The sequence below is a fragment of the Kitasatospora sp. NPDC058046 genome (genome assembly GCF_042885595.1).
In the GTDB taxonomy this organism is placed as follows: domain Bacteria; phylum Actinomycetota; class Actinomycetes; order Streptomycetales; family Streptomycetaceae; genus Kitasatospora.
Genome location: NZ_JBHVRS010000005.1, coordinates 215,950 through 230,306 on the forward strand (window position 1 = coordinate 215,950; position 14,357 = coordinate 230,306).

Below are 14,357 nucleotides of genomic sequence, written 5' to 3' on the forward strand. Positions count from 1 at the left end.
CGCTGACAGGCTGCTGACGCCCGGCTGATCGCCGGACGGCAGCCCGTTGCGCGGGTTGTCAGGCCTGCTTGACCTGGATGCGCCCGTTGCTGGTGCTCAGGTCGAGCTGGTAACGGCCGGACGGGTCGTCGGAGACCCCGATGTCCTTGTGGCCGTTGCCGGTCTTCGCGGACACCTTGTACGTGGCGCTCGGCACGACCAGGGTGATGGCGCCGTTGGACGTCGACGCGGAGACGTCCTGCGGCTTGGTCGAGACGAGGTCGATCGCCCCGTTGTGGGTCTCGGTCTGGATGCGGCTGCCGTTCAGCCCGCGCCCGGTGATGGCGCCGTTGGTGGTCTTCACCTCCGTGGTGCCGTTCACCCCGTCCAGGCTGACCGCCCCGGAGTGGGTGGACACCTGCACGTTGCCCACCTGGGTCAGGTTGACCGAGCCGGAGTTGGTCTGGCCGCTGACCGGCAGGCCCGGGGGGACCTCGACGGTGTAGGTGACCGAGCAGTACTGGCCGCAGCCGCCCAGCACCAGGACGCCGTTCTCGACCCGGCTCGTCACCCCGGGCTTGTCGTTCTTGTAGCTGACCGACCGGTGCACGGAGACCTTGTCGAGGCCGTCCTTGCCGCGCAGGGTCACGCCGCCGGAGGTGGTGTCGAGCCGTACGGCGGTGATCTTGTCGCTCACCGTGGCGTCGTCGTCGAAGTTGTTGTCGGGAGCCAACCCGCACGCGCTGAGACCGCCCACGGCGGCCGCGAGGACGACGAAGGACGCGAGACGGCCGGACTGCTGGCGCATGTCATTCCCCAGATCTGAAGGACGTTCCTGGACAGGCCCCGTCGCGGGGCGGACCCCACGAAGCTATCCCGCTGGGAAAGCCGGGGACCATGGGGCTAACCCCCGTCTCCTGAGGGGGAGTTCCCCCAAACGGTGGATGTCAGGCGAATGTCAGTTCCGGGTCAGCGCAGCCGTCCAGAGTCGAGGCATGACAGCGCTGACGGCACGGGCTCCCGAGCGGACCCTGGGCGTACTGGGCGGCATGGGCCCGGCGGCGACCGCGGAGTTCCTGCGGCTGCTCGCGGCCGACGCGCCGGCCTCCCGGGACCAGCAGCACCCCCGGTTGCTGCTGCTGTCCGAGCCGGGCATCCCGGACCGCACCGCCGCGATCCTCGGCGGCGACGACGAGCCCGGGCGGCGGGTGCGGGAGTGCCTGCGCACCCTGGCCGGCTGGGGCGCGGACCTGCTGGCCGTCCCCTGCAACACGGCGCACGTCTTCCTGGACGGCTTCGCCGCCACCTCGCCCGTCCCGGTGGTCGACATCGTCGACGCCACCCTGGACGAGGCCGTCCGGCTGAGCCCGGACGGCGGCTGGCTCACGGCGACCACCGGGACCGTGCGCAGCGGCCTCTACCAGCGGCGGGCCGCGGCCCGGGGCTACCGGCTGCTGGTGCCCGACGGCGGGACGCAGGAGGCGGTCCACGGGGCCGCCGAACGGGTGAAGGCCGGACGGGCCGAGGAGGCCGGCGCCGCCTTCCGGGAGGCCGTCGGACGGCTCTGGCGGCGCCGGCGGCTGCCGGTGGTGGCGGCCTGCACCGAACTCCCGCTCGCCTACCGGAGCGCGGGCCTGCCGCCGGAGCTGATGGTCTCCAGCCTGGCCGCGCTCTCCCGGGCCTGCATCGCCGAGCTGTACCGGAGCGTCCCGGTGCGGTCCTGAGGCGCGCGCGTACGCGTACGGCACGGCCCCGGCGGAGGAACGCCGGGGCCGTGCCGTACGCGTGCGGGCCGGTCAGCCGCAGCCGCCCGCGTGGCCGTCGTCGACGGCCCGGGCGCCGAGCCCGACCGCCGGGGCGGCCGGCGGCGGCAGCGCCCCGTCGCCGCCGGCCCGGGCCCGCAGGTGGGCGACGAAGTCCGGCAGCCGGTCCAGCCCCCAGAATCGGTTGAAGCCCTGGACGAAGAACGGGACGCCGAACACCCCGTCGTCGCAGATGTCCTTGAGCAGCAGGGCCCCCTGCCGGCGCAGCTCCGGGTCGTCGCTCGCACCCGCCAACTCCGCCGGGTCGAGGCCCAGTTCGGACCCGATCCCGGCGATGACGGTCCGGTCGCAGATGTCCCGGCCCTGCTCCCAGCGGGCCCGGTAGGCGGCCGCGACGAACTGCGGGCCGAGACCCCCGCACAGGGCCCGCAGATAGGCCAGGTGGGGGACCTCCCAGACCGGGTCGCGGTCCACCGGCCAGCGGAACGCGATCCCCCGCGCGGCGGTGAGGCGCCGCACGTCCTGGAGGACGTACAGGTGCTTGGCGCGGGACATCGCGGTGTACGGGAACGAGCCGCCCAGCTCGGCCAGCAGCCGCTCGCTGGTGCCGTCCGGTTCGAAGAAGGGCCGCCACTCCACCGCCCCGGCGACGTCCGGGTGCCGCTCCAGCAGCTCGCGGTAGGCGAGCCAGGAGTACGGGCTGCGCAGCGAGAAGTAGAACCGCGGAGCCCTGCCGGACCCGCTCACCTCGGGTCTCCCACAAGGCCCCGGCTTTCGAGCCGGGGAGACAGGGGTCCATCCGCCCAGGGAGTGGGGGACACTCCTTGGTTTGGAGCCGCGATACGACGGAGCGAGCTGCGCGGGTTCGGGCGGAGGTCGTTGTCAGTGGTCCTCGATAGGTTGATCGTGTGCATCTTCGGTACTCCTATCGCATCTATCCGACGGTTGGTCAGCGCGAGGCTCTGGCCCGTACGTTCGGGTGTGCGCGGGTTGTGTACAACGACGCCTTGGCGGCACGGAAGGACGCCCGCAAGAGCGGCTTTCCGTACCCTAGGAGCTCCGACCTGCAGAAGCAGGTCATCACGGCGGCGAAGGGGACACCGGAGCGCGCTTGGCTTGCTTCGGTCGGGGTGGACCCGTTGATCCAATCGCTGAGGGACCTGGATGCGGCTTACCAGAACTTCTTCGACTCCGTCTCGGGCAAGCGTGCCGGCTGCCCTGTGGGGCTTCCCCGGTTCAAGTCCCGCAAGGACAATCGGCAGTCGCTGCGGTTCACCCGCAACGGGTTCCGCATCCGGGGGAACGGGAAGCTGAACCTGGCGAAGATCGGCGACGTGCGGGTGAAGTGGTCCCGGAACCTTCCGGCCGACCCGTCGTCGGTGACGATCGTGCTCGATCCGGCCGGCCGCTACCACGCCTCGTTCGTGGTGGACGTGGAGCCAGAACCCTTGCCCGAGGTTCAGGCCGAGGTCGGCATCGACCTCGGCCTGACCACCTACGCCGTCCTCTCCGACGGCGGCGTGATCGACAACCCGCGCTTCCTGCGCAAGGCGGAGAAGAGGCTCAAGGTCGCGCAACGGGAGTTGTCCCGTAAGGCCAAGGGCAGCAAGAACCGGGAGAGGGCCCGGGTGAAGGTCGCCAGGGCGCATGCCAAGGTGGCCGACACCCGCCGGGACTGGCTGCACAAGCAGACCACCAGGATCATCCGCGAGAACCAAGCGGTATACCTGGAGGACCTGAATGTGCGCGGCCTCGCACGGGGCCGTCTGGCCAAGTCCGTTCACGACGCCGGATGGGCCGCCTTCCGGCGCCTGCTCGAAGAGAAGGCGGCCCGGTACGGGCGTACCGTCGGCATCGTGCACCGCATGTTCCCGTCGTCCCAGCTCTGCTCGCGGTGCGGACACCGCGACGGTCCCAAGCCCCTGGTGGTACGGGAGTGGGCCTGTGGTGCGTGCGGTGTGCTGCATGGTCGTGACCTCAACGCTGCTCGGAACATCCTGGCCGCCGGGCAGGCGGACAGGCTAAACGCCCCTGGAGGGCCGGTCGGTCCCGGCGTGGCAATCCCACGCCGGGCACGGCCCGTCGAACGGGGAACCCACCTCGGCGACTTGCGACCCACGGGCAACCGTGCCGCAGGCGTGGGAGGAATCCCCATTCATTAGGGTGGGGAGGATGTCAAAGCACGAGCCCGCCGTCGACGCCGAAGACCTGCCCGGTGATGTACGAGGCGCGGTCGGACAGCAGGAAGGAGACCAGGTCGGCGACCTCCTCGGGGCGGCCGAGGCGGCCCAGCGGGATGCGTCCGGTGAGGTCGGTGCCCTCGGCGAGGGCGGAGGTCATGTCGGTCTCGATGAAGCCGGGCGCCACGGAGTTGACCCGGATGCCGCGCGGCGCGACCTCCTTGGCCAGCGCCTTGGAGAACCCGATGATCCCGGCCTTGGACGCCGAGTAGTTGGTCTGGGTGGCGTTGCCGTACACGCCGGCCACCGAGGACATCGTCACCAGGGCGCCGGCGCGGCGCTTCATCATCGCGAACACCGCCGCCCGGCAGACGTGGTACGTGCCGTCCAGGTTGACCCGCATGACGTCCTGCCAGGCCTGCTCGGTGAGCAGCACCAGCGGGTTGTCCCGGACGATGCCGGCCGAGGAGACGACCGCGTGGAGCGGCCCCAGCTCCTGCTCGGCGGCCTTGACGAAGGCCTCGGCCTGGGCGCGGTCGGCCACGTCGACCCGCCGGGCCAGCACCCGGGCGCCGGCCGCCTCGGCCTCCTTCGCGGTCTCCGCCGCGGCCTCCTCTCGGGACTGGTAGCAGAACGCCACGTCGTAGCCGTCGGCGGCGAGCCGGGCCACCACGCTGCGTCCGATGCCCCGGGACCCTCCGGTCACCAGGGCGACCCGTCGTGCGGACATCAGGACCTCCCGTCGGTCGTGCTTCCAGGGGCCCGGAGGAGTTCCGCCGGGCGCAGCGCCAGCGTCAACTGGCCGACCTCCAGCACCGGGTGGCCGTCCACGGTGCTGCGGCCGGAGGTGATGAAGGAGTCGCCCAGGGCGCGGACCATGGTGACCTCGTGCACCACGACCGAGCCGGGGCGGACCGGGCCGAGCACCCGGACGTCCCGGGTCCGGGCCAGCAGCACGACCTGCCCGTCCAGCACGTTGGCGTTCGGCCGCTCCCAACAGGACAGCAGCACCGCGCACTGCGCCCAGGACTCCAGCAGCTGGCCGAGCGGGTAGTCGTACTCCTCGTTGGCGGCGTCCTCGGGCACGTCCCGGTAGGCGGGCTCGGCGAGGGTGACCGCCTTGTACGCGACGAGCCGGCGGCCCGGTTCGATCTCGGCGATCCGGTCGACCAGCAGCGCGGGGTGGCGGTGCGGGACGACCGAGGTGATGGCGGCGATGTCCTTCACAGGGCCTCCCGGGGGTAGAACAGGGTGATCTCGGCGGCGAGTCGGTCGTCGGCGTGGACCTGGGCGCAGACCCGGGCCCCGTCGTGGTCGCGCTGGATCCGGGCGTCGACGGCGATCTCGTCGCCGGGCCGCACCGGGCTCAGGAAGCGCGCCCGGGTGAGCTCGGCCCGGCCGGGGCCGGGGACGGCGGCCGCGGCCGCCAGCTCGTGGACGTACTGCACCAGGCCGAAGCCGGGGACCACCGGCAGTCCGGGGTAGTGCCCGCGCAGGAACGGTTCGGCCGCGGTCAGCACGACGGTGCCCCGGACGTGCCGCGCCACCGGTTCGCCGGCCGCGCCGGGGGGTTCCGGGCGGCCGTCCGGCTCCGCCACGGTCAACGCTGTGAGCATCATGGTCTGTCCCTCCTCTGTGTCGGGGCCGTCCGGGCCTGCCGACCGGGCCCCGCCGGGGCCGGGCCTGCCGCGACCGGGCCCCGCCGTGTCCGGGCCGCCGCGGTCAGCCGCCCAGGAGTGCGCAGCCGACCGTGCCGTCCCGGTCGACGCAGGTCACCAGTGCCAGCCCGCCCTCGGGCAGCCGTCCCTCGCCGGCCGCGGCCAGCACCGCCGCCAGCTGGAGGCCGGTCGCGGCCGCCGAGGCGTCGCCGAGCAGCGGCCGGCAGCGGAGCCACTGCGGCTCCGCCCCGGCGGGCAGGGCCGCGCGCACCGCCGCCTCCTCGTCCGGTCCGCCGAGCGGGGCCGCCAGGCGTACGTCCCGGCCGTCCGCGCCGGCCTCGGCGAGCGCCGCGCGCACGCAGTCGGTGAGCGCCCCGGCGGCCTGCTCGGGCCGGTGGTAGGCGCGGAAGCGGGTGCCGAGCAGCCGTGCCAGGACCGGGCGGTGCGCCGCGCGCGCCTGCTCGGCGGACTCCAGCAGCCAGGCGACGCCGCCCTCGCCGAGCGGGGTCCGGCCGTCCTCGCCCGCGCTGTGCCACTCCAGCCAGGCGCGCTGGACCGAGTACTCCTCGGCGGCGCCGCACAGCACCCGGTCGCAGTGCCCGCCGCGGTACAGCCGGGCGGCGTAGCCGAGGGCGAGCAGGCCGGCCGACCAGCCGCCCGCGATGGTGCTGTTGGGGCCCTTGATGCCGTGCCAGATCGCGCACTGGCCCGCGGCCCGGTTCATCACGGTGTTCGGGAACCTGGCCGGGTCGACCAGGTAGGGGCGGTCGCCGGTGAGCGAGTCCTTGGTGAAGTCCATGATGCTCTGCACGCTGCCCGAGCCGGTGCCCAGGACCAGGCCGACCCGTTCGGGGCGGTCCAGCAGGCCGGGCCCGCAGCCGTCGAGCAGGGTGCCGAAGGTGTGCACGGCGAGCGCGGTGACCCGGTCCATGGTCCTGGTGCCCTTGCGGCCGAGGGCCGCGGCGGCGCTGAAGTCCGGTACCAGGGCGGCCTGTTCGTAGGGGCCGGGGTACGCGGTGCGGTCCAGTGCGGCGACGGCGCCGGTGCCCGCGCGCAGCCCCGCGCCGAAGGCCTGCGCGCCGACCCCGAAGGGCGAGACCGCCGACCAGGCGGAGAACACCGGCTCGGGCACCGCCCGGTCCGGGCCGGCCGGCCGGGCCCGGGCCCGGCTGTCGGTCGCCGTCATGCCCGGCCCCGGCCGAGGGCCTTGCCCGCCTTGCCGGTCAGGGCGTCGGTCAGCCGGTCGTCGAAGTCGACCAGGCTCCAGTCGCGGCGGTTCTCGATCACCGCCCAGCCGTGGGTGATCCGGCCGGTGGCGGTCGGCACCAGGACGCCGTCGCGCAGCACGTAGGCGTCCATCCGCGCGGTGTAGGTCAGCCGCTTGAAGACGCTCTCGACGGTGTAGACGGTGTAGAGCGTCTCCTCCATCAGCGCCTCGTCGAGGAGGGTGATCCGGGAGTGCGGGACGACCGGGATCCAGTCCTGCTCGTCCAGCAGGGTCTTGATGGAGACGCCGCGGTCCGCCAGGAAGAGGTCGACGACCTCCTCCATCTGCCGCAGGTACCCGGACATCTGGACCCGCTCGGTGAAGTGGCAGTAGAAGTACGGCATCCGCCACGCCCAGCCGAAGGCGTTGCGGCCCGCCGTCAGCTGTTCGAGCGGGTCGGTGCCGGGCTCCAGCGGGACGGGTGCCGCGCCCGCGCCCAGCCGGTCGACGGTGAGTCCGACGAGCTCGGCGGGCGGTTCGGCGACGGCGTGGCCGCGCGGGTCGGAGCGGAGGTGGACGGTGGCCTTGGCGGCGACGGCCTTCACCGTCTCGCCGGAGCGCTCCACGGTCAGCTCCACGCCCAGGCGCAGCCCGCCGGCGTCCTGGGCGGGCAGCCGGCGCACGGTGGCCGTCACCACGTCGTCGATGTGCAGCGCGGTGAGGATCTTGGTGTCGAGATCGGTGAGGTCGACGCCCAGGCCGTACCGCTCGAAGAGCTCCCCGGGCGGGAACCCGTGCTGCCGGGCGTGGTCGTAGACCGCCTCCTCGACCAGGTAGTTGACGTGCTTGAAGCCGATCCAGGTGCAGATGTTCGAGCCCTCGTAGCGGGGGCGCAGCCGCACCCGCGTGGTCGGGTCGGCGGCGGGGGCACTGCTGGTCATGGCAACTCCTGGGGTGAGAGGGTGGTGGCGTCGGCGTGCGGCGCCCCGGGCACGGCGGCGCGCAGGAACTCGCACACCAACCGGGTGACCAGGTCGGGCCGCTCGACCATCGGGAAGTGCCGACAGCCCGGCAGCAGTTCGTACCGCGCCCCGGGCACCCGGGCCGCGAGGGCCCGGCCGTCCTCGGGCCGGGCGGCGGTGTCCCGCTGCCCGGACAGCACGAGCAGCGGCGAGCCGACGGCGCCGAGGTCGAGCGTGGGGGAGCGCAGGTAGGCCTCGAAGAACCGCATCCAGCCGTACGGCCCGACCTGGTCGCGCAGTTGGCGCGCCATCCAGTCGCGGTGGGACCGGGCGAACCGCGCGGTCTCGCCGACCTCCAGCGCCTCCTCGAAGACGCGGTGGAAGTCGTTGAGGTAGTACGAGATCACCGACCAGTCGAAGTCCTTGGGGCTGGGCCGGTAGAAGGGGCTGATCAGCACGGTCGGCCGGGGCGCGGTGCGGCCGGCCGCGGTCGCCTCGACGACCAGGTTCGCCGCGTACGAGTGGGCCACGACGGCGTCGAAGCGCTCGTCCAGCAGCTCGACCAGGAACCGGCCGGGGTCGGGCCGGGCGCCCCAGCCGTCGCCCTCGGACTGGGCACGCCAGGGCAGTTCGACGTCCCAGAGCTCGAAGGCGGCCCCGGCCCGCCGGACCAGCGGGCTCCACACCGAGGGTTTGCCGCCCAGGCCGTGCAGCAGCAGCACCCGGACCGGGTCGGGGCCCTCGGCGGCCCTGCGCAGCCGGGGGGTGGGCGCGCTCATGCGTCCGGGTGCGCTCGGTACGCGCCGAGGATGAGCACCGCGTTGTTGCCGGCGAAGGCCAGCGCGTTGTTCTGCACGATGCGCACCTCGGCGGGGCGGGCCCGGTTGGGGACGGGGTCCAGGCCGCACTCCGGGTCGGTCTGCCGGTGGTTGATCGTCGGCGGGATGAAGCCCTCCTTGATCGCCAGCGCGCAGGCGGCGGAGGCGAGGGCGCTGGCCGCGCCCATGGTGTGGCCGAGCATGGACTTGATGGAGACGGTCGGCGGCGGGGTGGCGAACACCTGCCGGATCGCGCCCGCCTCCGTCACGTCGTTGGCCTTGGTGCCGGTGCCGTGCGCGGAGATGAAGTCGATGTCCTCCGGCTTCACCCCGGCGTTGCGGTGGGCCAGTTCGATGCAGGCGGCGAGGCTGTCGCGGTCCGGCGCGACCGGGTGGTGGGCGTCGCAGTTGAGCCCGTACCCGAGCACCTCGGCGTAGATCCCCGCGCCGCGGGCCAGTGCCGACTCCAGGCTCTCCATCAGCAGGATGCCGGCGCCCTCGCCGGTGAGGATGCCCTTGCGGTCGACGTCGAAGGGCTGGCTCAGCTCCGGCGCGATGGTGCCGAGCCGGTAGAAGCCGGTGAAGGTCTTGCGGCAGACCGCGTCGGCGCCGCCGGACAGGGCGACGTCCGCCTCGCCCGAGCGGATCGCGTCGAAGCCGGAGCCGATGGCGTAGTTGCCCGCGGCGCAGGCGGTCGCGATGGTGACGGCCTCCACGTCGGTGAGCTCCAGTTCGCGCACCACGCTGCTGGACAGCAGGCCGGCCGCCGACCGGCGGGCCACCACGGCGGGCAACCCTTCGGGTCCGTGGTGGAGTTGGTGCTCCGTCAGGGCGTCGAGGTCGCGCGACTCGCCGTCGGTGGTGCCGACCGAGACCAGGACGCGCCTGGCGCGGAGCTCCTCCAGGGCGAGGCCCGCGTCGGCCACCGCCATCCTCGCCGCCGCGACGGAGAACTGGCTGGCCCGGCCCAGCTCTTCGGGATCCCCGTGCTCGATCCACTGGGCCGGGTCGAAGTCGTCGATCTCGCAGCCGTTCGCATGGGCGTAGCCCGTGGTGTCGAAGGACGTGATCGGTTTGACGCCGCTGCGGCCGCTGCGGAGCCCGCCGAGGAACTCGGCCGCCCCGGTGCCGATGCTGGTGACCGCGCCCAGCCCGGTGATGACGACCCGGCGCGGTTCCCGGTCTCCGCTGCCCACCATTGCTGACTCCGTTCTGTCGACTCGGCGCTGCGGCGGGCTACTTGGACAGGCTCTCCTGGACGACGGCGACGACGCCGTCCAGGTTGACCATCCGGATCAGCTCGGCCTGGTCGATCTCGATCGAGAAGGTCCGCTCCAGCGAGGAGAGGATCTCGATGGCGCCCAGCGAGTCGGCGTTGTGGTCCTCCTTGAACCGGCTGGTGTCGGTGACCTCGTCGGCCTCCAGTTCGAGGATGTCGCAGACGATCTCCTTGATCTGGGCGCGCTGTTCGGTGGTGACGACCGCGGTGCTGGGCATTTCGCCTCCCGGTGAGGGGGTGGGTGCGACAGATGATGATCTGAATTCTTCTCGCCCGCGCTGACGGACAACTGACGTGCAACTGACGGTCGTTGATCGGCTTGACAGTGCTCGCCAACACCTGTCAGTCTCAACTTTCAGGTAGGAGGAAGAGGGTGGGGGTGCCGACAAGCGCGGAACTACTGGCCCTGCTCGCCGCCGTCGGGCACACCCAGCGCCTGCGGATCATCGGCGAACTGGCGCAGGGCCGGGTCCACGTCAGTGAACTGGCCCGGCGGCTGGGCATGTCCAGGCCGCTGCTCTACATGCACCTGGAGCGGCTCGAACACGCCGGCCTGGTCGCCGGCGCGCTGGAGCTCTCCGATGACGGCAAGGCCATGAAGTTCTTCGAACTCACTCCGTTCGACATCCGCGTCACGGTCGACACCGTCATCGCCGCCCTCCGGGAGGACCGGGCGCAGGTCGACGGGCGCAACGCGACGCCCGAAGGCAGCGACGCCTGAACCAGGCGCCGCCCGGAGGAAGGCGCGACGCCCGAAGGAACAGAAGGGACCCTCATGAGCGGCGGCGTGATCGCCATCGTCATCACACTGATCGTCATCGGCGGGATCAGCGTCAGCATCGTCTCGTACTTCACCCTCCAGCGGCACCGCGCGGACGCCGCCGCGATGGCCGCCTACCGGCAGCTGGCCGAGGAGACGCTGACCGGACAGAAGGCGCTCCGGGGTGAACTACGGGCGCTGACCGCCAGGTTGGCATCGGTCGAGGACCTGCTGCGAAGCGTCGACGAACTCTGAACCACCCGTCCCACCCGTTCCATCCGCGCCGTCCGGCGCCATCCCGTCCCATCCGTCCTGGTCACCCACGGAGTCGCCATGACCACCGCCACCGTGCACGGCATCGACGATGCCGTGCGACTGAGGAACGTCTGCCGTGGCTACGGCAACGAGCGCAACCGGGTCGTCGCCCTCGACGACGTGTCGGTGGGCTTCGGCCGCAGCACCTTCACCGCGGTGATGGGCCCGTCCGGCTCCGGCAAGACCACGCTGCTGCAGTGCGCCGCCGGGCTGGACCGGCCGGACTCCGGCTCGGTCTCGCTGGACGGCATGGAGCTCGCCGGGCTCAGCGAGAAGGAGCTCACCAGGCTCCGCCGGGACCGGATCGGCTTCATCTTCCAGGCCTTCAACCTGCTGCCCGCGCTGAGCGTGGCCGACAACGTGGCCCTGCCGCTGCGGCTGGCCGGGCGCCGACCCGGCCGGGAGAGCGTCGAGCGGGTGCTGGAGCAGGTCGGCCTCGGCGCGCGCAGCAACCACCGGCCCGGCGAGCTGTCCGGCGGCCAGCAGCAGCGGGTCGCCATCGCCCGGGCCCTGATCACCCGGCCCGCGGTGCTCTTCGGCGACGAGCCGACCGGCGCGCTGGACACCCGCACCGCGGTGGAGATCCTGCGGCTGCTGCGCCAGGCCGTCCACAACGACGGGCAGACCGCCGTCATGGTCACCCACGACCCGGTCGCCGCCTCCTACGCCGACCGGGTGCTGTTCCTGGCCGACGGGCGGATCGTCGACGAGCTGAGCGGCGCCTCGGCCGACACCATCGCCGAGCGGATGACCCGGCTCGGCGCCTGGGGCGACAGCCCGGACACCCCGGTGACGTCCGGCGCCCATGGCACCCCCGTCGCCCGCGGCGGAGAGGCGGCCCGCTGATGTTCGCCCTGGCCCTGCAGACCCTGCGGTTCCGCAGGACGAGCTTCATCGCCTCCACCGTCGCGCTGTTCTTCGGCGCGGTGATCCTGACCGCCTGCGGCGGCCTGATGGAGACCGGCATCCGCCACCGGGTGCCCCCGTTCGCGGCCGTCCCGCCGGGCACCCAGCAGGCGGCCAGCCGGCTGATCTCGATGTCCGCGGTGTTCGGCGGGATCGCCGCGATGGTCACCGTCTTCATCGTCGGCTCCACGCTGGCCCTGGTGGTCCAGCAGCGGCTCGGCGAGATGGCGCTGCTGCGCGCGATCGGCACCCTGCCCGGCCAGCTCCGCCGGATGATCGTGGTGGAGACCCTGGTCGTCGCGCTCGTCGCCGTCGCCCTCGCCCTCGTCCCGGGCTACCTCGCGGGCGGGTGGATGCTGGAGCAGATCGCGGCCAGCGGCGTGGTCACGAAGGGGATCACCTACCACGCCGGCTGGATCCCGATGGTCACCGCGGGCGGCACCTCGATGCTCGCCGCGCTGACCGCGGCCTTCATCGCCTCCCGGCGGGCGGCGCTCTCCCGGCCCGCCGACGCGCTCGCCGAGTCCCGCCTCCAGCACCGCTGGCTGAGCGGCCCGCGGCTGGCCTTCGCGGTGCTCTGCCTGGCCGGCGGCACCGCGCTGGCGGTGGTCACCGGCACCGTGATGAACGGCGAGGTCGCCGCCAGTACGGCCGGCCCCTCGGCGATGCTCTGGGCGGGCGGGATCGCCCTGCTCGGCCCCGGGCTGACCAAGGTGCTCACCGGGGTGTTCCACCGCCCGCTGCGCGCGCTGTTCGGCCTGACCGGGGACCTGGCGATGGACAACGCCCGGGCCCGCCGGATCCGGATCGCGGGCGCGGTCAGCCCGGTGATGCTGGCCACCGGGCTGTCCACCGCGCTGATCTACCTCCAGACCACGCTCTCCGCCGGCCAGGGCGGCGACGGGGTCGGCGCCTGGGTGGACTACCTGCTGGCCGGCAGCATCATCGCGTACGCGGTGATCTCCCTGGTCAACACCCTGGTGGTGGCCGCCGCCGAGCGCCGTCGGGAGTTCGCCCTGCAACGGCTGGTCGGCGCCACCCCCGGCCAGATCCTGGCCATGACCGGCATCGAGTCGCTGCTCGTCACCATCGTCGGCACGGTGCTGGGCACCTTCGTCGCCGCGGCCACGCTCGCCCCCTTCCGGATGGCGCTGGACGGCTCCTGGCTGCCCCGCGGACCGGTCTGGATCTACCTCTCGATCGTCGGGTTCGTCGGGGCGCTGACCGCCCTCGCCAGTGTCTCGGCCACCGGCGCCGCCCTGCGGACGCCGCCGGCCGAGGCGCTCGCCACCCTGTGACCGGCCCCGGGCCCGGACCACTCCGGGCCCGCCCGGCCGGCCCCGCCCCACTGCACCCGGGGCGGCAGGAAGGACTCCAACTCGGCGAACTGGTCCGGGTGTCGGATGACCCACGACCAGTACCCGGGGATCGTGCGGGCGTACTCGCAGTAGTAGCGCCGGAGTGTGGTGAGCAGTCTGCGCTGGATGTCGTCGGTCACCGAGTCGCTGCGCCACACCAGCAGCATGTCGGTGCCCTCGGCGACGGAGACCGGGACGAGCCGCACCTCGCGGGTGACGCCGGTGGGCGGCGTCAGCGCGGCGGCCCGGACGTCCCGGACCCAGTTCATCGCCTCGTGGTGGCCGTCGACGTAGTGCAGCACCTCCAGGTCGGCCCGGCCGACGGCGGCGAACAGCTGCTTCTCGATCGGGTGGAACCAGTGGTCGCGGGTGTAGCGGACCCACCGCAGCGAGGCGAGCTGCGCCGGGCTCACCGCCTCCTGGCCGACCAGGTGGTGGTCGTGCGGGAGCGCCACCCAGACGGGCTCCCGCACGATCACCGTGCTGGCCAGGGCGGGTTCGTCCGCCTCGGCCGAGGCGGCCAGCGCGACCCCGGGCACCATCGCGGCGTGCAGGGCGCCGCGGGACACCTGCGCGATGGCGGCGTCGGGGCTGAGCGTCTCGGTCTGCACCTCCTTGACCGGCAGCGCGGACTTGAGCGCGCTGCGCAGCGACGGCGGCGTCCACTCGGCGTTCCCGAACCGGAACACCTCCGAGAAGTGCGCGGCCGCCTCGGCGATCACCCGGTCCGCGTGCTGGACGAGTTCGGCCAGAATCGGGATGAGCCTTTCCCCCAAGGCGGTCGGAATGGTTCCGGTTCTGGTCCGTACGAACAGCTCGCCGCCCACGGCTCTTTCGATCCGCTTCAATTGTGCGGTGAGGCTCGATTGGGGAAGGCTCAATTGGGCGGCGGCTCTGGAAATGCTGCCCAGCCGGTCGATGGTGGTAACGATCTTGGCATGCCTCAACTCAACGTCCACTGGGCCCCCGTCCGCGATTCCGACTTCCTCGCGTAGCCACCAGGAAAAATCCAAGGCGGTCGCCACGCTAACAGAGTGATCCTTGACCGTCCACAGTCGGAAGCGGCGTGAACGGGCCGGAACGGGACGGGGGTCGGGAGGGGGGAATGCGCGGCGCGGCCGGTGATCGGAAACCGGTATTCCGGGATTTTCCGGAACGGGCATATGCCGAGC

17 protein-coding genes and 1 pseudogene are annotated in these 14,357 nt (G+C 72.8%); 6 read left to right on the plus strand and 12 right to left on the minus strand.

The genetic code is table 11. The annotated features are described in order from the left end of the window. Positions 1 to 58: 58 nt before the first annotated feature. Positions 59 to 787, minus strand: a complete 729-nt coding sequence (locus tag ACFVU7_RS13200) for a DUF4097 family beta strand repeat-containing protein (RefSeq protein WP_049655082.1) — start codon at positions 785 to 787, stop codon at positions 59 to 61. A gap of 187 nt (positions 788 to 974) precedes the next feature. On the opposite strand from ACFVU7_RS13200, the gene ACFVU7_RS13205 reads away from it, so the two are divergent. Next, on the plus strand, positions 975 to 1,703 hold the full coding sequence (locus ACFVU7_RS13205) for an aspartate/glutamate racemase family protein (protein ID WP_053112228.1): 729 nt from the start codon (positions 975 to 977) through the stop codon (positions 1,701 to 1,703). A gap of 72 nt (positions 1,704 to 1,775) precedes the next feature. Here the strand turns inward: ACFVU7_RS13205 and ACFVU7_RS13210 are convergent, their stop codons facing one another. Next, a complete protein-coding gene (locus ACFVU7_RS13210) occupies positions 1,776 to 2,489 on the minus strand; it encodes a 2-hydroxychromene-2-carboxylate isomerase (protein ID WP_388045068.1) in 714 nt (237 codons plus the stop codon). Between the two features lie 161 nt (positions 2,490 to 2,650). Between ACFVU7_RS13210 and ACFVU7_RS13215 the strand changes: the two genes are divergently transcribed. Then, the gene (locus ACFVU7_RS13215; protein ID WP_380777695.1) at positions 2,651 to 3,904 is read left to right on the plus strand and encodes an RNA-guided endonuclease InsQ/TnpB family protein; all 1,254 of its coding nucleotides are present in this window, start codon (positions 2,651 to 2,653) and stop codon (positions 3,902 to 3,904) included. A gap of 13 nt (positions 3,905 to 3,917) precedes the next feature. Here the strand turns inward: ACFVU7_RS13215 and fabG are convergent, their stop codons facing one another. From fabG to ACFVU7_RS13255, 8 genes are all read right to left on the minus strand, one after another. Next, positions 3,918 to 4,652, minus strand: coding sequence for a 3-oxoacyl-[acyl-carrier-protein] reductase (fabG, locus tag ACFVU7_RS13220; RefSeq protein ID WP_388045069.1), 735 nt, complete (start codon positions 4,650 to 4,652; stop codon positions 3,918 to 3,920). Then, positions 4,652 to 5,149 (minus strand): 3-hydroxyacyl-ACP dehydratase FabZ family protein, encoded by a 498-nt coding sequence (locus ACFVU7_RS13225; RefSeq protein ID WP_049655093.1) that lies wholly within the window; start codon positions 5,147 to 5,149, stop codon positions 4,652 to 4,654. The genes fabG and ACFVU7_RS13225 overlap by 1 nt, the downstream gene beginning before the upstream one ends. Then, on the minus strand, positions 5,146 to 5,541 hold the full coding sequence (locus tag ACFVU7_RS13230) for a hypothetical protein (RefSeq protein WP_074002437.1): 396 nt from the start codon (positions 5,539 to 5,541) through the stop codon (positions 5,146 to 5,148). The genes ACFVU7_RS13225 and ACFVU7_RS13230 overlap by 4 nt, the downstream gene beginning before the upstream one ends. A gap of 103 nt (positions 5,542 to 5,644) precedes the next feature. Continuing rightward, entirely contained in the window at positions 5,645 to 6,766 is a 1,122-nt protein-coding gene (locus ACFVU7_RS13235) for a beta-ketoacyl synthase N-terminal-like domain-containing protein (RefSeq protein ID WP_387823100.1), read from the minus strand. Then, positions 6,763 to 7,728: a hypothetical protein gene (locus ACFVU7_RS13240; RefSeq protein ID WP_388045070.1), complete on the minus strand. Its 966-nt coding sequence runs from the start codon at positions 7,726 to 7,728 to the stop codon at positions 6,763 to 6,765. The genes ACFVU7_RS13235 and ACFVU7_RS13240 overlap by 4 nt, the downstream gene beginning before the upstream one ends. Next, positions 7,725 to 8,528 (minus strand): alpha/beta fold hydrolase, encoded by an 804-nt coding sequence (locus ACFVU7_RS13245; RefSeq protein ID WP_181970522.1) that lies wholly within the window; start codon positions 8,526 to 8,528, stop codon positions 7,725 to 7,727. The genes ACFVU7_RS13240 and ACFVU7_RS13245 overlap by 4 nt, the downstream gene beginning before the upstream one ends. Further along, positions 8,525 to 9,766 carry a beta-ketoacyl synthase gene (locus tag ACFVU7_RS13250; RefSeq protein ID WP_049652156.1) on the minus strand — a complete coding sequence of 414 codons (1,242 nt, stop codon included), beginning with the start codon at positions 9,764 to 9,766 and terminating at the stop codon, positions 8,525 to 8,527. Before ACFVU7_RS13250 ends, ACFVU7_RS13245 begins: the two co-directional genes overlap by 4 nt. Positions 9,767 to 9,803: 37 nt before the next feature. Beyond that, positions 9,804 to 10,064 carry an acyl carrier protein gene (locus ACFVU7_RS13255; protein ID WP_049652157.1) on the minus strand — a complete coding sequence of 87 codons (261 nt, stop codon included), beginning with the start codon at positions 10,062 to 10,064 and terminating at the stop codon, positions 9,804 to 9,806. Positions 10,065 to 10,225: 161 nt separating this feature from the next. Here ACFVU7_RS13255 and ACFVU7_RS13260 point away from each other — a divergent pair, with 161 nt between their 5' ends. The 4 genes from ACFVU7_RS13260 to ACFVU7_RS13275 all read left to right on the plus strand — a co-directional run bounded on the left by ACFVU7_RS13260 (position 10,226) and on the right by ACFVU7_RS13275 (position 13,125). Then, a complete protein-coding gene (locus ACFVU7_RS13260) occupies positions 10,226 to 10,567 on the plus strand; it encodes a winged helix-turn-helix domain-containing protein (protein WP_049652158.1) in 342 nt (113 codons plus the stop codon). A gap of 54 nt (positions 10,568 to 10,621) precedes the next feature. Next, positions 10,622 to 10,861, plus strand: a complete 240-nt coding sequence (locus tag ACFVU7_RS13265; protein ID WP_049652159.1) for a hypothetical protein — start codon at positions 10,622 to 10,624, stop codon at positions 10,859 to 10,861. A 78-nt stretch (positions 10,862 to 10,939) separates the two neighbouring features. Then, complete coding sequence (locus ACFVU7_RS13270) at positions 10,940 to 11,767, plus strand: ABC transporter ATP-binding protein (RefSeq protein ID WP_388045071.1); 828 nt, start codon at positions 10,940 to 10,942, stop codon at positions 11,765 to 11,767. Next, entirely contained in the window at positions 11,767 to 13,125 is a 1,359-nt protein-coding gene (locus ACFVU7_RS13275; RefSeq protein ID WP_049652161.1) for an FtsX-like permease family protein, read from the plus strand. The genes ACFVU7_RS13270 and ACFVU7_RS13275 overlap by 1 nt, the downstream gene beginning before the upstream one ends. On the opposite strand, the gene ACFVU7_RS13280 is transcribed toward ACFVU7_RS13275, so the two are convergent. Then, positions 13,017 to 13,961: a substrate-binding domain-containing protein gene (locus ACFVU7_RS13280; RefSeq protein WP_234348408.1), complete on the minus strand. Its 945-nt coding sequence runs from the start codon at positions 13,959 to 13,961 to the stop codon at positions 13,017 to 13,019. The two genes, ACFVU7_RS13275 and ACFVU7_RS13280, sit on opposite strands and share 109 nt — an antisense overlap. A gap of 3 nt (positions 13,962 to 13,964) precedes the next feature. Then, positions 13,965 to 14,348: pseudogene (locus tag ACFVU7_RS13285) on the minus strand (LysR family transcriptional regulator); the annotation flags it as partial. Between the last annotated feature and the right edge of the window lie 9 nt (positions 14,349 to 14,357).